The organism is Chelativorans xinjiangensis, assembly GCF_009812055.1.
GTDB lineage: Bacteria > Pseudomonadota > Alphaproteobacteria > Rhizobiales > Rhizobiaceae > Chelativorans > Chelativorans xinjiangense.
On the sequence record NZ_WQNH01000005.1, the window covers coordinates 130,113 to 146,911 of the forward strand.

Here is a 16,799-nt window from a genome sequence, read left to right on the forward strand (position 1 = left end):
GCAGTCTGCCCGGTTCCGCTTTCAAATCATGGCAGTGCAGACCGCCGCCAAATGTCACTCATTTGAGCGGATGCTTCGTCATGCCTACTCAGAATCCACGGCTGTGGACCTACAGCCTGCCAGTGGCTTTGATGCTTCTGGCCCCCTTCAACATTCTCGCCTCGCTCGGCATGGACATCTATCTGCCGGTCGTTCCTGCAATGCCGGAAATCCTCCAGACGACGCCGGCGGTGGTCCAATTGACCCTCACCCTCTACATGATCATGCTCGGCGTCGGGCAGATCGTCTTCGGCCCGCTCTCCGATCGGCTTGGCCGTCGCCCGGTGCTGATCGGCGGCGCAGTGCTTTTCGCAGCGGCATCGTTTGCCCTGGCAGCCACATCCTCGGCGTATCTTTTCGTGACGCTCCGGCTGGTGCAGGCGGTAGGCGCGTCGGCAATGCTGGTGGCGCTCTTTGCGACCATACGCGATGTTTACGCGGAAAGGCAGGAAAGCGCCGTCATCTACAGCCTCATGAACGCGATGCTGGCCTTCGTGCCGGCGCTCGGCCCCATTGCCGGTGCGCTCATTGCCGGTTCCCTCGGATGGCGCTTCATCTTTATCGCTCTGGGCGTCCCTGCCGTGGTGTTGCTCGTCTGCGCGTTGCCCGCATGGCATGAAACGCGGCCGGTCAAAGAAGCGCCGCGTAGAGCGTCGTTCGGTCCGGTGTTGAAGAGCCTTGCCTTCTGGACTTACACACTGGGCTTTGGGGCGGCTATGGGCACGTTCTTTGTGTTCTTCTCAACGGCACCACGTGTCTTGATCGACGGTGCCGGATTCTCCGAGATCGGTTTTAGCTCGGCATTCGCGACCGTCGCCTTCGTCATGATCGCCACGGCACGTTTCGCAAGGCTCTTTATGGAGCGGTGGGGAACTGCCGGAAGCGCTGTCCGCGGCATGGCACTTCTGATGCTGGGCGCCTGTGTGCTGCTGCTGGGCCAACTCTCCCTGCCGCCATCGTTCTGGTCGTTCATCCTGCCGATGTGGCTGATGGCGGTGGGAATCGTATTCACGATCTCTGTATCGGCCAACGGCGCGTTGCAGGAGTTTGGGGATATCGCCGGTACCGCCGTCGCCCTGCATTTCTGCATCCAGAGCCTCATTGTCGGTGTTGTCGGCACCTGCTTTGTGGTCGCGCTGAACGGCGACACCGCTTGGCCCTTGATCGCTTACTCAGCCGGCATGGTGGTGACCACCCTGGCGGCGCTGCTGTGGCTTCGCATTCGAGGCATGCGTCTACAAACCGCGTAATGCTGTTTCCACGAGCGGCCCGCGACGTTGGGCCGCTCGTCAGCATCGACGGTGGCTACAGCAATTCCAGGAAAAGTGGAAACCGGCTTTCCATCCGGAACTGAGACAAAACAACGAGTTAGACCAGTTCATCGATTCCATGAAACGAAGAACTGGTCTAAACGTTTCCTACCCACCCGCTGCGGAATTCGAACGAGACGGACCTATGCAGCGCTCCGCCTATTCAGGCACGCTCGTCTGCAGCGCCAGCGCGTGAAGGGTGCCGCCCATATTGCCCTTCAACGCATCATAGACCATCTGGTGCTGCTGCACGCGGCTTTTGCCACGAAAACTCTCGGCCACCACCTCGGCGGCGTAATGGTCGCCATCGCCGGCAAGGTCGCGGATGGTGACCTTCGCATCGGGAATGGCTTCCTTGATGAGGCGCTCGATGTCGCCGGCGTTCATTGCCATGGAGTTACTCCCAAATCTCACCATCCCAAAACGGCAAGCAATTCTGCCACATTTGGATCGGCCTCATAAAGCGGAAATCCGCTCCCGTCATGGTCTGCCCGCAGCCTCTATAACCGCGTCGCCGAGGGTGGCTCCCCAGGGGACGATTCCCCACCAGATGATGACTGTGGCCTCGACGTCGACCGTTCGCCGGGCGAGGAGGCTGTGAATTCTTCGATGCAACAACATCGGGCTGGCGAGCCTTGCTATAGCAAATTCTCTCCTTCCATGAAGGCGGGGAACCAGCCTTCATGGGCTTTCTTGATTGCCGCCACGGGCAGCGCGCGCGCCTGGCCGAGCTGCAGTTCGCCGCCGCCTGTCGTGCCGAGGCGGGCGAGCGGAACCCCGGCCTTTTGCGCCTCGGCCAGAAGCGCGTCGATTTCCTGCGGCGAAGCCGCAACGGTCAGCACATAGCGCCCCTGATCCTCGCCGAAGAAGGAGGCGGCCGGATCGGCGCCCGGAGGCACTTCGATCCACGCACCGATGCCGGAGGCCATCGCCATTTCCGCCAACGCCACGGCGAGCCCGCCGTCGGAGCAATCATGTGCGGACGTGGCCTTGCCAGATCGAATGAGGCCGCGCACGAAGTCGCCGACGCGCTTCTCGTGCGCCAGGTCCACCGGCGGCGGCGGGCCGTCGGCGCGGCCATGGATGTCGCGCAGGTAAACCGATTGACCCAGATGTGTGCCCCAGCCTTCCGGCGCGCCGGCGAGAAGGATCGTCTCGCCTTCCCCCGCAAAGGCGATGCGCGCCATCTTCGACCAATCCGGGATGAGGCCGACACCGGCGATGGTGGGCGTCGGCGGGATCGCTTCACCCAGCGTCTCGTTGTAGAGCGAGACGTTGCCGGAGACGATCGGGAAGCCGAGTGCCCGGCAAGCTTCGCCCACGCCCTCGACGGCGCGCACGAAGGTGCCCATGGTCTCCGGCCGCTCCGGATTGCCGAAGTTGAGGTTGTCCGTCGCCGCCAGCGGCTCCGCGCCCGTCGCCGTCAGGTTGCGCCAGCATTCGGCCACCGCTTGCTTGCCGCCTTGATAAGGGTCGGCCTCGCAGTAGCGCGGCGTGACGTCGGAAGAAAAGGCGAGTGCCTTCGTCGGGTGATCCTCGACGCGCACCACGCCGGCATCGCCGCCGGGAAGCTGCAGCGAGTTGCCCTGGATCAGCGTATCGTACTGCTCCCACACCCAGCGCCGGGAGGAAAGATCGGGCGAGCCGATCAGCTCCAGGAGCGTCTCGGCGATGTCGGCCTGCGGCACGCCGGCGGGGTCGAGGGGAGAGGGCGCCTTGGGCGCCACCCAGGGCCGGTCGTATTCCGGCGCCTCGTCGCCCAGCTCCTTGATGGGCAGGTTCGCCACCTCCTCACCCTGGTGAAGGATGCGGAAGCGCTTGTCGTCGGTGGTATGCCCGACGATAGCGAAATCGAGCCCCCATTTGCGGAAGATCGCCTCGGCTTCCGGCTCCTTCTCCGGCCGCAGCACCATGAGCATGCGCTCCTGGCTTTCCGACAGCATCATCTCGTAGGCCGACATGCGCTCCTCGCGCACCGGCACCTTGTCGAGCTCGAGCACGATGCCAAGGTCGCCCTTGGCGCCCATCTCGACGGCCGAACAGGTGAGCCCCGCCGCTCCCATGTCCTGAATGGCGATGACGGCGCCCGTCGCCATCAGCTCCAGGCAGGCCTCCAGCAGGCATTTCTCGGTGAACGGATCGCCCACCTGCACGGTCGGGCGCTTCTCGTCTATGTCGGCGTCGAACTCGGCCGAGGCCATCGTCGCCCCGCCGACGCCGTCGCGCCCCGTCTTGGCGCCGAGATAGACGACCGGCAAGCCGACGCCTTCCGCCTTCGAATAGAAGATGGCGTCAGTGCGGGCGATGCCGGCGGCAAACGCGTTGACCAGGATGTTACCGTTGTAGCGCGGGTCGAAATTTACCTCGCCGCCAACCGTCGGCACGCCGAAGGCATTGCCGTAGCCGCCGATGCCGGCCACCACGCCGGCCACCAGATGCCGCGTCTTCGGATGGTCCGGCGCGCCGAAGCGCAGCGCGTTCATGGCGGCGATGGGCCTGGCGCCCATGGTGAAGACGTCGCGCAGGATGCCGCCGACGCCCGTCGCCGCGCCCTGGTAGGGCTCGATGTAGGAGGGGTGGTTGTGGCTCTCCATCTTGAAGACGACCACCTGCCCGTCGCCGATGTCCACCACGCCGGCATTCTCGCCAGGCCCCTGGATGACCCGTGGCCCCGAGGTCGGCAGCGTGCGCAGCCACTTCTTCGAGCTCTTGTAGGAGCAGTGCTCGTTCCACATGGCCGAGAAGATGCCGAGCTCGGTGAAGGTCGGCTCGCGGCCGATGAGCGCGATGATGCGCTGGTATTCTTCACGCTTCAGCCCGTGCGCGGCCACGAGTTCGTCGGTGATGGGAATCGCGTTGGGAATGGTCATCTGCGGCTATCGATTGCGGGAGGCTACAGGCGGCTCATAGCGCACCTTGCGCCGCGTTTCACCGCTCTTTGACGAAAAAACCGCGGGAGAGGCTGAAAAATCCGTGGGCAGCCGGCCGCTCCTCAGTCGTAGCTGTCATATCCGGCGCCGCCATGCTCCAGAAGCCGGCGGACGATGGCAAGGCCACGGGCCGCTTCCTCGCGTCCGCGCGGGGCCGATATGCCGAGGCGGACATGGTGGAACACCTGGTCCGACCGCCCCGCCTTGAACTCGTCCGCATCGTCGATCAGCACGCCTTCCTCCGACGCCGCGTTCTTGAACGTGGCGGACAGCCACGGTTCCGGCAATTCCAGCCAGACGAACGGAATGTTCGGGCAGGATCTGAGGTCGAAGCCGGCAAGCGCATCGTGCGTCAGCGCAAGCCGCGCATTGTTCTCCTTAACGCAGCGCGCCCGGATCGCGTCGGCCTCGCCCGAAAGAACGAGCTGGGCCGAGAGCTCGGCCAGCATGAACGGCAGGCCGCCCGTCAGCATCCGGTGCGCCACCTGGATGCGGCGCTCGTAGTTCGGCGGGCAGGCGACCCAGCCGCCGCGCACGCCGGCGGCGACCGACTTCGAAAGGCCGCCCACATGGAAGGTGCGCTCGGGAGCCAGTTCGACGAGCAAGGGGGACGGGTCGTCGGTAAGGGCGCCGTAGAGATTGTCCTCGATCAGCCACACATTGTACCTGCGGGCGATCTCGGCAACGGCGATGCGCCGCGCCTCCGGCATCGTCGCGACCGTCGGGTTCTGCACCGCCGACATCGAAAACACCATCTTTGGGTGCCGCTGCGCGCACACCCGCTCGAAATCCTCCGGAACGATGCCCTGTTCGTCGGACCGGATGAGCGCAATGCGCCGGCCGACGAGGCTGGCGCTGCGCGCCACCTGCGAATAGGTGAGGTGCTCGAAGGCGATGTGATCGCCCGGCGCGGTGACCGCCGAGATGATGGCGACGGCGGCGGCGTGCGCCCCCAGCGTCGGCACGATGCAATGCGGCTCCGGCCGGAACGAACCCCTGGCGAGCCAGCGGCTGCCGGCTTGCGCCCAGCGGTCGGGAAAGCGCCGCGTATAGCTTGCTGCCTCGTGGGGGTGGTCGCGGTTGATCCTGGCCGACAACGCGGCAATGGTTTCGCCCTGTCCCACGTCCGGTGCGGCCGTGGCATCGAAATGCAGCTTTCCGGCCGGCGCCTCCATCTCGCGCGTCCCCTCCATCCCGCTCGACGCCAGCGCCGGCCCGGCCTGAGGCATGCCGCGCCCGTGGTCCAGAATGTAGGTGCCGCGCCCGACCTCGCCGCTGACCAGCCCGCGCTCGCGCGCGAGCGCGTAGGCGCGGCTCACCGTGCCGATCGTTACCCGCAAGTCGAAGGCGAGGTTGCGCTGAGGCGGCAGCTTTGCGCCTTTCGCCAGGACACCGCGCTCGATGTCGCTTTCGATCTGGTCGGCGAGCCGCAGATAGAGCGGCCCGGTGCCGCTGGAGAGGTTGGGAAGCCAATTTGTCATCATGACAATTCTCTATATTGCCATCGAAAATGAGTCAATTAATACGGGGAAGGGCGATGGAAGGGCCGTTTTCTCCCCAATTATGGGGCTGCGGTGTGAAAAAGGCAGTAGAAAGATGGATACAATTGGTACAATACGCCATCGTTCGCGCTCGGGCTTGTCCTTCGGGCTCGCCGCCAAACGCCTCGCCCGCCTCCTGGTGGCGATAGCCGAACGGCTGGAGAGCATGATGGAAAAGCGTCGCAGCCGGCACGCTCTGCTCGAACTGTCCGACGAGCAACTCAAGGACATCGGCATCTCCCGCGCCGATGCAGTCCGGGAAGGGATCAGGCCTTTCTGGGACTGATCGTTTTTTGGTGCATTCAGCCAAGCCCGCCTGAACGCGACGGGTTCTACCCACGGCAGCTCGGCGTTCCGCTCGACCAGCGCTTGATGTCCGCGTTCACCCGCCCGCCGGTGCGCGTGCTGGCGAGTGGCCCGTAGGTCGTCAGAGTGACGGGCGAGCCCGCGGCTTCGATCACCAGCACCGGCAGGCCTTCGGCCTTGCCCCTCCTGAGCAGAAGAAGGCGCGGACGCCCGACGCTCGTGTCGAGCTCGGGCACGAGATGCAAGTCCTGGAAGGCTGCATCCGACGAGCGGACCCAGCATCTCACGCCCGCCTCGTTGATCCGCTGGAGCGCCGCAACCGGCTCATGCGCCTCGATTTGCAGCGCCAGCGGCCCGCCCATCGGCTCGCTCTGGCAGCCGGCCAGAAGGGCGGCGAGCAGCAACGCGCCGGCAGCCAAGCCCCTTTGCGTCCGGCTCACGCGGCTTTTCCCAAAAGGCCTTCGAAGAGCGCCCGCCCATCGGAACCGCCATGGGCGGCCTCGATCAGGTTTTCAGGATGCGGCATCATGCCCAGCACGTTGCCGCCTTCACCGATGATGCCGGCGATGTCGTTGACGGAGCCGTTGGGATTGGTGCCCTCGGCGTAGCGGAAGACCACCTGTCCCTCGCCCTCGATGCGGGAGAGCGTGCCGGGATCGGCGAAATAGTTGCCGTCGTGATGGGCGACGGGGCAGCGGATGATTTCACCCGGCGCATAGCCGCGCGTGAACGCCGTGTTGGCATTCGCCACCTCCAGCTTCACCTCGCGGCAGACGAATTTCAGCGACGCGTTGCGCATCAGAGCGCCGGGGAGCAACCCGGCTTCCAGAAGGATCTGGAAGCCGTTGCACACGCCCATCACCATCACGCCCTTCGCCGCCTTCTCCGCCACCGCCTTCATCACCGGCATGCGCGCGCCGATCGCCCCGCAACGCAGGTAATCGCCATAGGAGAAACCGCCGGGAATGACGATGAGGTCGACATCGGGCAGTTCCGTCTCGGTCTGCCAGACGGTGACCGGCGCCTTGCCGGAAATCTTGGTGAGCGCGGCGATCATATCGCGGTCGCGATTGAGGCCGGGAAGCTGGATGACGGCTGATTTCATGCGTTCGGATCGTAAGGTTTCTGTGGTGGTTCGGCCATTTCGCGAAGGTCGAGGCGCCGCTCAATGCGGTCGAGCCGGTCGTCTTGGCGGGCGAGGACGCCGTATATGTTGTGGATGTCGCCCTGCATGGCAACCATCGTGCCACGCATACTGTTCATCTCCGACTTCACCTCGTGCAGCGTGAAATCCACTTTGTCGAAGCGCTCCTGCATCTTCTTGAGGAGCTCATACATGAACGTGCTTGCCGTCTCCGTCATTGCCTCGACCCCTCTGCCACAACTTCAAGTAATGGCAATACTATAGTCTTCAATCACCGTGTTCGCCAGAAGACGCTCGCACATTTCCTTCAGCGCGGCTTCTGCTTTCGCGCGGTCGCTGTCCTGCAATTCGACGTCGAACACTTTCCCCTGCCGCACCGAGCCGACACCGGAGAAGCCGAGGCCCCCGAGTGCGCCTTCGATGGCCTTGCCCTGCGGGTCGAGCACGCCGTTCTTCAGGGTGACGATGATTCGTGCCTTGATCACTTCGCTTCTCTCCGTGCCGGACGCGCCCTCAGTGGCGCGTCTCGCCATCCTTGGAGGACACGAGCACCGGCCCGCTCGGCTTTGAGGGCTCGTTCTCGTTCATGATGCCGAGCCGGCGCGCCACCTCCTGGTAGGCTTCGACAAGCCCGCCCATGTCGCGGCGGAAGCGGTCCTTGTCCATCTTGTCCTGCGTGGCGGTATCCCACAGGCGGCAGTTGTCGGGCGATATCTCGTCGGCCACGACGATGCGCATCATGTCGCCCTCGAACAGCCGCCCGCATTCGATCTTGAAATCGACGAGCTGGATGCCGACGCCGAGGAAAAGACCGGACAGGAAATCGTTGACGCGGATGGCCAGCGCCATGATGTCGTCGATCTCCTGCGGGCTCGCCCAGCCGAAGGCGGTGATGTGCTCTTCGGAGACCATCGGGTCGTCCAGCGCATCGGCCTTGTAATAGAACTCGATGATGGAGCGCGGCAGCACCGTGCCTTCCTCGATGCCGAGCCGCTTGGCGAGCTGCCCTGCGGCGATATTGCGCACCACGATCTCGAGCGGAATGATCTCCACTTCCTTGATCAGCTGCTCGCGCATGTTGAGCCGGCGGATGAAGTGGGTGGGGATGCCGATCCGGTTCAGATGCTCGAAGATATACTCCGAGATGCGGTTGTTGAGCACGCCCTTGCCGTCGACGATCTCGTGCTTTTTCTTGTTGAAGGCGGTGGCGTCGTCCTTGAAGAACTGGATCAGCGTACCGGGCTCCGGCCCTTCATAGAGAATCTTGGCCTTGCCTTCATAGATGCGGCGGCGACGGTTCATGGCTTTTCCTGGGCTATTTGCCGGTTTTTCAGGGTGTTGGTCACATGGCCGGCTCGAAAAGAGGTGCGCCTTAACGGCTTTATGCGGTCTAGCGCAAACGCGCCGCTATCTCAATCGCCATTTAGCGCCATCAACGGCTCTATTGACCCGCCACCAAGCTTCTGGTTTGTCCGTGCCGACCTGCTATTCTAGCAGCCGAAAGCCGCCATGGCGGCACGGGCGATGCCGGAGGATAAATAGAGCATGAGCAGCATGAAAGACCGCGAAGAGACGTTCGAGCGCAAATTCGTCCATGACGAAGAGATGAAGTTCAGGGCCATGTCGCGCCGCAACAAGCTGCTCGGCCTGTGGGCGGCGGAGAAGCTGGGCAAGACCGGCGCCGAGGCCGATGCCTACGCGATCGAGGTGATCAAGGCAGACGTCGAGGAAGCCGGCGAGGAAGACGTCTTCCGAAAGGTCCGGCGCGATTTCGACGCCGCCGGCGTGCAGCAGTCGGACCATCAGATCCGCCGCACCATGAGCGAGCTCCTCAATGAGGCGATCGATCAGGTCAAGAACGCATAGGCCGCTCCCATGCGCTCAGCAACGCTGGCAGACCGGCTCGATGCCGGGGAGGGGATCCTTACGGCCTGGTCGTCGATCCCCGATGCGCTGACGGTCGAGGCCGTCGCCTGCCTCGGCTTCGACGCCGTCACGCTCGACATGCAGCACGGCGGCCATCATGAGGACAGCGTGCTGCGCGGCATCGTGCCTCTGGCCTTTCACGGCCGCCACGCCATCGTCCGCGTGCCGGTCGGGCGCTTCGATATGGCAAGCCGCGCTCTCGATTTCGGGGCCGAAGCCGTCATCGCGCCGATGGTGAACTCGCTCGAGGACGCGCGTCGCTTCGCCGCGGCGATGAAATACCCGCCGCGCGGCGAGCGCTCCTGGGGGCCGACCATCGCCATGCAGCGGTGCGGCGAGCCGGATGCCGCCAGTTGGCTGGCCGGGGCCGACCGCCGCACGATCGCCTTTGCCATGGTGGAAACGCGCGCCGCCCTTTCCCTTATCGACGATATGCTGGCCGTCGACGGCATCGACGGCATCTTCCTCGGCCCCTCGGATTTCTCCATCGCCTGGACCGAGGGAAAGACGGTCGATCCCTCCCACGAGGGCATGATGGAGGCGGTCGCAACGATCGCCGAAAAGACGCGGGCGGCCGGCAAGCACGCGGCCATCTACGTGGTCGATCCGGCCCTCGTCGGACGCTACCATGGCATGGGCTACCGCCTTTTCGCCCTCGGCAACGAAGGGGTCTATCTGGCGAAGGGGGCGGACAACCTCATCGCCGCGGCGAGGGAGAGCATCGGCTAAGCTTCCCTAGCGGGGGGACTAAAGCCGCGACAGGAACCGCGCGAAGGTGAGCGAGCCTTCGGGCCAGGGGCCGAAACCCGCTTCGGCGTTGATATGCCCCGCATTGCCGGCGTCCAGAAGCTGCGCTCCCCAGGCCGCCGCGATATCCTCGGCGGCCTCGAAGCTGCCGAAATGGTCGTTGCGGCTGGCCACCACGATTGCGGGAAAGGGCAGGGGATCGCGCGGGTAGGGCCCGAAGGTCATCAGGTGCCTGGGCCTGATATTCGGGTTCGTCACTTCCGGCGGCGCCACGAAGAAGGCGCCCGCCACCGGCTTGCGGAAGTGGGGGATAGCCTGCACCGCCGTCGCCACGCCCAGCGAATGGCCGACCAGAACCACCGGCTGCTCCGCCTCGTTCACTGCCTCGGCCAGCCTCGCCACCCAGTCCTCGCACACCGGCTTCCTCCACTCCGCCTGCTCGACGCGGCGGGCTGTCGACAGCCGCGCCTGCCAGCGGCTCTGCCAGTGGTCGGGGCCGGAATTGGTGTATCCGGGGATGATCAGGATGTCGGCGTCCTTGGCTTTCATGGCGCCGCATGTAGCCAGCCTCACGGACAGGCGCAACTGCTTGGGTCGAAATCGGTGAACACGGTGTTCGCTGTTCAGCGCTTGTGCATATAGCGGCGCGGTATCAAATAGCCGAACGACACCGATTATCCTCACGAACCGGCGGCGATGACGGCCGGCTCCTATCGGGCTGCATGATGCGGTGTTTCAGCATGCAGCGCCAGGAGTTTGAAATGAAAGACCTTCCCTTCTCCGTCACCACGCCGGTAAGCGTCGCGGAAATCGGTCTCAAGGCACGCGACGCGGACAAGCTGGCCGCCTTCTACCGCGACACCGTAGGCCTCGTTGAACAATCGCGGCGCAATGGAACGATCGTGCTTGGCGCCGGCGAAAGGCCGCTCTTGACGATCGAGGAGGATGCCGCCGCCGCACCGGACGACCCGCGCGAAGCGGGCCTCTTCCACACCGCCTTCCTCTTGCCCGCCCGCGCCGACCTTGCCCGCTGGGCGCGCCGCGCCATCGAACGGCAGACCCCGCTCGAAGGCGCCTCCGACCATCTGGTGAGCGAGGCGATCTATCTGAGCGACCCGGAAGGAAACGGCATCGAGATCTATGCCGACCGCCCACGCGAAAGCTGGCAGTGGGACGGCAGCCAGGTCGCCATGAAGACCCTGCCGCTCGATTTCAAAAGCCTTCTTGCGACGCCGGGCGCCGACGATGCCTGGCAAGGCGCCCCCGAGGGCGCCGTCGTCGGCCATGTGCACCTGCGCGTCGGCGAGCCGGCGGAGGCCGAGCGCTGGTGGCACGAAGCGTTGGGCCTCGACACCATGGCCCGCTACCGCCCGGGCGCCGTCTTCCTCGCCTCGGGCGGCTACCACCACCACATCGGCGCCAATAACTGGCACAGCCCCGGTGCGAAACGGCGCGATCCCAAGCGCGCGGGCCTTGCATGGGTGGCGATGCGGGTGGCCGATGCCGAGGAGGAACGCACGCTCGAGGACCCGTGGGGGACGGTCGTGCGCGTGGTGCCTTCGAGCTGACCACAAGGGGGGAGATTGCGCCGGCCGCCTGCTTCGGCGCCTCTGCAACCTCGTCGATTGGCGAAGGCGGAGGTGATAGCTGATCTCCCCCCTCGTGGGGGAGATGTCCGGCAGGACAGAGGGGGGCGCGAAAGGGCGCCGAGCTACCCGGAAAGCTTGCGGAAGAATCAGCCCTCCCCAAACACCCTTTTGAAAATCGTATCCACGTGCTTGGTGTGATACCCGAGGTCGAATTTCTCGCGGATCTCGTCCTTTGAAAGCGCCGCCCGCACATCCGTGTCGCCAAGCAGCTCCTCCAGAAAATCCGCCCCTTCTTCCCACACCTTCATGGCGTTGCGCTGCACCAGCCGATAGGCGTCCTCGCGGGAGACGCCGGCCTGGGTGAGCGCCAGAAGCACGCGCTGCGAGTGCACGAGGCCGCGGAAACGGTTGAGGTTCCTCTCCATCGCTTCCGGGTAGACGACCAGCTTCTCCATCATCCCCGTCAGCCGCGCCAGCGCGAAATCCAGCGTCACCGTCGCATCCGGCCCGATCATGCGCTCCACCGACGAATGCGAGATGTCGCGTTCGTGCCAGAGCGCCACGTTCTCCATGGCGGGGGCCGCATAGGCGCGCACCATGCGGGCAAGCCCGGTGAGGTTTTCCGAAAGCACCGGGTTGCGCTTGTGCGGCATGGCCGACGAGCCTTTCTGCCCCGGCGAGAAATATTCCTCCGCCTCCAGCACCTCGGTGCGCTGCAGGTGCCGCACCTCGATCGCCAGCCGCTCGATGGAGGAGGCGATGACGGCCAGCGTGGCGAAATACATCGCATGCCGGTCGCGCGGGATCACCTGGGTGGAGACCGGCTCCACCTTCAGCCCCATCCTCTCGGCCACATGGGCCTCCACGCGGGGATCGATATTGGCGAAGGTGCCGATGGCGCCGGAAATGGCGCAGGTGGCGATCTCCTCTCGCGCATTCACCAGCCGCTCGCGGCAGCGGGAGAACTCGGCATAGGCCTGCGCCAGCTTCAGCCCGAAGGTGGTGGGCTCGGCATGGATGCCGTGGCTGCGGCCGATCGTGACGGTGTCCTTGTGCTCGTATGCACGCTTCTTGAGCGCCGCGAGCAGGGCGTTAAGATCGGCAAGCAGGATGTCGCTCGCCCGCGCAAGCTGCACGTTGAAGCAGGTGTCGAGCACGTCCGACGAGGTCATGCCCTGGTGCACGAAGCGCGCCTCCGGCCCGACGATCTCGGCCAGATGCGTCAGGAAGGCGATGACGTCGTGCTTCGTCTCACGCTCGATCTCGTCGATGCGCTCGATGTCGAAGGTGGCGTTGCCCGCCTTCTCCCAGATGGTCCTGGCCGCTTCCTTCGGCACGATGCCGAGTTCGGCCATGGCGTCGGCCGCGTGCGCCTCGATCTCGAACCAGATGCGGAATTTCGTCTCGGGCGACCAGATGGCGGCCATATCGGGCCGCGAATAGCGCGGGATCATGCGTTTGCCTGTTCTTCGAAGGGAAGCCATCCAGGGTGTAGCAGACGAGCGGAGGGTGTCAACGCAACCGGGCGGCAAACCACAGGCCGAAGGCAAAAAGGGCAAACAGCCCGTAAGGAAAATAGAGCCTCAGGCCGAGCACGGCAAACTCGTAGAGTGCGGTCGCCGTGGTAAAAAGGAGCCAATCGGCAAGGTCGTGGAGACCTACCCCCTCATGCCAGGCGGTAACGGAAACCACGTATTGGAATGCGAAGACCAGCGCCGTGAGGCCGACGGTCATAACGCTCAGCGCCAGGAAGAAACAGGCGAAGCGGCGGCTGGTCTCGAAGCGCCGCGCCACCTGACAGGCCGGGTAGAGGGCGGCCGGGAAGGCGAGCGCGGCACCAAGGGTGAAGGTGAGGGTGATCATGGCGACCCGCGAATGATCGGCCCAGTGCGCGATCCCGGCGAGAGCGCTTGCGCCCATTATCAGGCTCCAAAGCACCGTGCCGAGCACTGTTGCGCCTATGGGCGGCAGCGCGGCTTTCGAACGGCTCGTGGAATATGCCGCCGAAACGGGCGTGAAAGGACCGTGCTGCACGCCTAAAGCTGTCCCGTGATCGCGATGAAGCGGTGGTCCGGTCCCTCGAAGCCGAAGCCGCGGACGGCGATCAGGACGGCGAAGACCGCCGGCCCGCCCTGTGGATGATAGGTCTGGATGCCCGTCAGCCGGTAGCCGAGCGGGCAGCGGCGGCTCGACGGGATGGTCTCGTCCTCGTGCACGGTCGCGGTCTCACCGCCCGGCGCGGTGCCGATCCGCAGGAGGCGGAAGCCCATGATCATGCCCAGGTCCTCGCAGTTTTCGGGCTGTGGAAGGTGCAGTTCCTCCAGGCGGAATTCCAGCGCCTCGTCGATCGGCGGCACGACGGGGCGCGGGTTCACCATCATGCGGTGCGGGTCGGCCGAAAGCTCCGTCACCGCGTTCCAGCCGGCGGTAAAGCCGGGGGTGAGTTCGGCGTCGGAAATCACCGCCTGGCCTTGATCTTTGGCTTCCTGCCTGGCCGTTTCCAGCGCCGCCTCCTCGTCGTCGATGCGCACGCGGACCGGCGTGCCGGGCAGGAAGCTGTCGCTTGCCGTGTCGATGTAGAAGCGGTTGGCATAGGGAAATCCGGAGCCGTCCTGGATGCCGTATTCCTCGAAGGCGAAGATGCCGCCGTCGGCACTGAAACCGAGGATCTCCACCGCCGCCGTATCGCCGGCGCGCGCGGCGGGCAACGCTAGCAGGAGCGCGGCAAGGGCCGCGAACAGGCGCAAGGTCGGCATGGAAGAAGCCCCTCTCGTTTTCGCACTGCGGCTTATACCCTTTTCCGCCGCCATGGGCGAGGGCGCCTTTCCGTTACCTCTTGAGGAGTCCTAAGGTCGGCGAAGCCGAACTAAAGATTCCATCCTAGTTTTACAGTTACGATTCACCGCCGAGCCCCTTCGCGCCCCCCTCTGTCCTGCCGGACATCTCCCCCACACGGGGGGAGATTGGCTGTCATCGCCGCGTTCGCCAATCTTCAACGCTGCAGGAGAGGCGAAACATCGATGAAGAGCCGATCTCCCCCCGTGTGGGGGAGATGTCCGGCAGGACAGAGGGGGGCGCGAAGGGGCGCCGACCATCTTGATTTTACAAAGGAAGGCAGCCTCACCGCTCCGACCACACCGGCATCACGTCGCCTTCCGCCTTTTCCGCCGCGAAGACCCCGCGGGCGATGGCGCGGGCCATGGTGGCTGCGGCGGCGGCATATAGCTCGATGCTCGCGGCGACATCCGGTTCCACACCGCCGCGCCCCGTCGCCAGCGCGAAGACGAGGTCGCCGTCGAGCGGCGTATGCGCCGGCCATATGGCGCGGGCGAAGCCGTCGTGGGCGGCGATCGCCAGCCGGTGCGCGGCGGCCTTGGTGAGTTTCGCGTCGGTGGCGATCACGCCGATGGTGGTGTTGCCGCCGGGCCTTGCTCCGCCGAGCTTGGTGGCGACATCGTGCGCGTTGCCGGGAAGCGGCGAGGGGAGGCCGAGGCCGCCGAACTCGGCACCGATCTCGAAGGGCGCCGCCCAGAAATGTGCCGTGTCGCCGATCGTCGTGGAGCCGACGGCATTGACGGCCACCAGCGCGCCGATGGTGACGCCGTTCGGCAGGATGCACGAGGCCGAGCCGAGCCCGCCTTTCAGCCCCGCCGTGGTGGCCCCGGTGCCGGCGCCGTGCGAGCCGAGCGCGAAGTCGGCCGCGGCTGCCTGCGTCGCCTCGTAGCCGAGTTCGCGATAGGGCGGGAAGCGGCCCCAGTCCTTGTCGCCGCCATTGGCGAGGTCGAACAGGATCGCCGCCGGCACGATGGGCACGCGGAAGCCTCCCACTTCGAAGCCCCTGCCCATCTCGCGCAGCGCGCCCTGCGCGCCGGAGGCGGCATCGAGCCCGAAGGCCGAGCCGCCGGAAAGCACCACCGCATCCACACTTTCGATGAGGTTCTGCGGCGCCAGGAGGTCCGTCTCGCGCGTGCCCGGCGCGCCGCCCAGCACCTTGACGCCCGCCGTCGCCGGCTCCTCGCACAGCACCACGGTCACGCCGGATTTCAGCCGCGCATCCTGGCTGTTGCCGACCTTGATGCCCGCGACATCGGTGATGAGGTTCCTGGCGCCGGTCCGGAACATCTATTCGACCTCCACGAATTCCTCGCCGTCGTAGCGGAAAAGCCGGTAGATGTTGCGCGCGAGATCGCCTTTTTCGTCGAAGCGGACGATCCCGATCGCCGTATCGAAGGCGAAATCGTTCAAAATCTCCTCGACCGGCCTGCCGTCCTCGGCCGCGACGCGCACGGCACCCGTGGCAAGCTGGACGGCCGCATAGCCAGGCAGCACATAGCCCTCCGGCTTCACGCCCGCCTCCCGCAGCGCCTGAAGTATCTGCGGGGCGGCGACGTCATGCCACTCAGGCAGCCCGACCATCAGCACGCCGGCGGCAAGCGGCACCGGGCCGTCCTCGGCTCTGAGCGCCTCTCCACCCGCCAGGGTCACCTCATAGCCGAGTTCCCCGGCATCGCGCGCCATTATGGCGACGTCGCTGCGGTCGCCGCCGACGAAGACATGGGTCGCGCCCGCCCGCCGCAGCCGGCCGACAAGGCCGATCTGGTTGTCGAGCTGAGGCCTGAACGTGTCCATGAAGACCGGCTCCAACTCCGCCAGTCCGGCGGCCGCCCTCAGGTTCTCCGCAAGCTCCCGCCCGTAGATCGTCCCGTCGTCCACGATGGCGAAGAATTCGTTGCGCCAGCGCCGGATCAGGATGTCGGCCACCGCCTCGCGCTCGTCGTCGGAGCGGGGGCCGAGCCGGTAGACCGGCCAGTCCGTGCGCGCCTTCTGGTCGGTCAGGCCGCCCGTGCGCACCGGGGTGACGACCGGAACGCCTGCTTCCTTCAGGATCGGCATGGCTGCCTCGACGGCCGGCGTGCACAGAAAGCCGATGACGATCGCCGCGCCCGCCTCCACCAGCGCGTGGGCCGCCGCGGCCCCGCCTTCCTCGGTGCAGGCATCGTCCGCCTCGACCAGCCGCGCCCCCGCGTCGCCCCCGGCCGCCGTCCGCGCGCCTTCCGCCCATTGCGTGCCCAGCGTGGCGAAATTGCCGCTCAGTGGCGCCGCAAGGCCGACGATCACCTCCTGCGCATGCGCCGGGCCCACCGCCGCCAGGGCGGAAAGTTGAAGGGCAAGCACGATTGGACGCAAGGGGTACAGGCCGAAAATCCTCAATTGACACGCATGGTTCTGAAGTTCCGCCACTGGTAAATGGTGGCGGGGCCGGGCGC

General features: G+C 65.7%; 19 protein-coding genes. 5 read left to right on the forward strand and 14 right to left on the reverse strand.

Annotated features, from left to right (window positions below; all coding sequences use genetic code 11):
- Positions 1–80 precede the first annotated feature (80 nt).
- A complete protein-coding gene (gene cml / locus GM910_RS05805; protein WP_159586565.1) occupies positions 81–1,289 on the forward strand; it encodes a CmlA/FloR family chloramphenicol efflux MFS transporter in 1,209 nt (402 codons plus the stop codon).
- 219 nt (positions 1,290–1,508) lie between these two features.
- Here cml and GM910_RS05810 read toward each other — a convergent pair whose 3' ends face one another.
- The 3 genes from GM910_RS05810 to GM910_RS05820 form a co-directional block, all read right to left on the reverse strand.
- Positions 1,509–1,742: a BolA family protein gene (locus tag GM910_RS05810; RefSeq protein ID WP_159586566.1), complete on the reverse strand. Its 234-nt coding sequence runs from the start codon at positions 1,740–1,742 to the stop codon at positions 1,509–1,511.
- 245 nt (positions 1,743–1,987) lie between these two features.
- Entirely contained in the window at positions 1,988–4,219 is a 2,232-nt protein-coding gene (gene purL / locus GM910_RS05815; RefSeq protein WP_159586567.1) for a phosphoribosylformylglycinamidine synthase subunit PurL, read from the reverse strand.
- Between the two features lie 122 nt (positions 4,220–4,341).
- Complete coding sequence (locus GM910_RS05820; RefSeq protein ID WP_159586639.1) at positions 4,342–5,760, reverse strand: aminotransferase-like domain-containing protein; 1,419 nt, start codon at positions 5,758–5,760, stop codon at positions 4,342–4,344.
- Between the two features lies 1 nt (position 5,761).
- Here GM910_RS05820 and GM910_RS05825 point away from each other — a divergent pair, with 1 nt between their 5' ends.
- Positions 5,762–6,106 (forward strand): DUF1127 domain-containing protein, encoded by a 345-nt coding sequence (locus GM910_RS05825; protein ID WP_246225862.1) that lies wholly within the window; start codon positions 5,762–5,764, stop codon positions 6,104–6,106.
- Positions 6,107–6,152: 46 nt separating this feature from the next.
- Here GM910_RS05825 and GM910_RS05830 read toward each other — a convergent pair whose 3' ends face one another.
- From GM910_RS05830 to purC, 5 genes are read right to left on the reverse strand one after another with little or no spacing between them, the layout of a single operon-like run.
- Positions 6,153–6,566, reverse strand: a complete 414-nt coding sequence (locus tag GM910_RS05830) for a hypothetical protein (RefSeq protein WP_159586568.1) — start codon at positions 6,564–6,566, stop codon at positions 6,153–6,155.
- Positions 6,563–7,231, reverse strand: a complete 669-nt coding sequence (gene purQ, locus GM910_RS05835) for a phosphoribosylformylglycinamidine synthase subunit PurQ (protein WP_159586569.1) — start codon at positions 7,229–7,231, stop codon at positions 6,563–6,565. The genes GM910_RS05830 and purQ overlap by 4 nt, the downstream gene beginning before the upstream one ends.
- Positions 7,228–7,488 (reverse strand): hypothetical protein, encoded by a 261-nt coding sequence (locus GM910_RS05840; RefSeq protein ID WP_159586570.1) that lies wholly within the window; start codon positions 7,486–7,488, stop codon positions 7,228–7,230. Before GM910_RS05840 ends, purQ begins: the two co-directional genes overlap by 4 nt.
- Before the next feature lie 24 nt (positions 7,489–7,512).
- Positions 7,513–7,755: a phosphoribosylformylglycinamidine synthase subunit PurS gene (gene purS / locus GM910_RS05845; RefSeq protein ID WP_159586571.1), complete on the reverse strand. Its 243-nt coding sequence runs from the start codon at positions 7,753–7,755 to the stop codon at positions 7,513–7,515.
- 28 nt (positions 7,756–7,783) lie between these two features.
- Positions 7,784–8,572, reverse strand: coding sequence for a phosphoribosylaminoimidazolesuccinocarboxamide synthase (gene purC / locus GM910_RS05850; protein WP_159586572.1), 789 nt, complete (start codon positions 8,570–8,572; stop codon positions 7,784–7,786).
- A gap of 243 nt (positions 8,573–8,815) precedes the next feature.
- Between purC and GM910_RS05855 the strand changes: the two genes are divergently transcribed.
- Positions 8,816–9,136, forward strand: a complete 321-nt coding sequence (locus tag GM910_RS05855) for a DUF1476 domain-containing protein (protein WP_159586573.1) — start codon at positions 8,816–8,818, stop codon at positions 9,134–9,136.
- Between the two features lie 9 nt (positions 9,137–9,145).
- Entirely contained in the window at positions 9,146–9,925 is a 780-nt protein-coding gene (locus GM910_RS05860) for an HpcH/HpaI aldolase family protein (RefSeq protein ID WP_159586574.1), read from the forward strand.
- A gap of 18 nt (positions 9,926–9,943) precedes the next feature.
- Here GM910_RS05860 and GM910_RS05865 read toward each other — a convergent pair whose 3' ends face one another.
- Positions 9,944–10,492, reverse strand: a complete 549-nt coding sequence (locus GM910_RS05865; protein ID WP_159586575.1) for an RBBP9/YdeN family alpha/beta hydrolase — start codon at positions 10,490–10,492, stop codon at positions 9,944–9,946.
- A 212-nt stretch (positions 10,493–10,704) separates the two neighbouring features.
- On the opposite strand from GM910_RS05865, the gene GM910_RS05870 reads away from it, so the two are divergent.
- Positions 10,705–11,511 carry a VOC family protein gene (locus GM910_RS05870; protein WP_159586576.1) on the forward strand — a complete coding sequence of 269 codons (807 nt, stop codon included), beginning with the start codon at positions 10,705–10,707 and terminating at the stop codon, positions 11,509–11,511.
- Positions 11,512–11,678: 167 nt separating this feature from the next.
- On the opposite strand, the gene purB is transcribed toward GM910_RS05870, so the two are convergent.
- The 5 genes from purB to GM910_RS05895 all read right to left on the reverse strand — a co-directional run bounded on the left by purB (position 11,679) and on the right by GM910_RS05895 (position 16,707).
- Positions 11,679–12,986, reverse strand: coding sequence for an adenylosuccinate lyase (gene purB, locus GM910_RS05875; protein WP_159586577.1), 1,308 nt, complete (start codon positions 12,984–12,986; stop codon positions 11,679–11,681).
- A gap of 58 nt (positions 12,987–13,044) precedes the next feature.
- On the reverse strand, positions 13,045–13,452 hold the full coding sequence (locus GM910_RS05880) for a hypothetical protein (RefSeq protein ID WP_159586578.1): 408 nt from the start codon (positions 13,450–13,452) through the stop codon (positions 13,045–13,047).
- A 116-nt stretch (positions 13,453–13,568) separates the two neighbouring features.
- Entirely contained in the window at positions 13,569–14,288 is a 720-nt protein-coding gene (locus GM910_RS05885) for a DUF2259 domain-containing protein (RefSeq protein WP_159586579.1), read from the reverse strand.
- Positions 14,289–14,652: 364 nt separating this feature from the next.
- A complete protein-coding gene (locus GM910_RS05890) occupies positions 14,653–15,654 on the reverse strand; it encodes a P1 family peptidase (RefSeq protein WP_159586580.1) in 1,002 nt (333 codons plus the stop codon).
- Positions 15,655–16,707 carry a branched-chain amino acid ABC transporter substrate-binding protein gene (locus GM910_RS05895; RefSeq protein ID WP_246225863.1) on the reverse strand — a complete coding sequence of 351 codons (1,053 nt, stop codon included), beginning with the start codon at positions 16,705–16,707 and terminating at the stop codon, positions 15,655–15,657. It abuts the gene before it with no gap.
- Positions 16,708–16,799 lie beyond the last annotated feature (92 nt).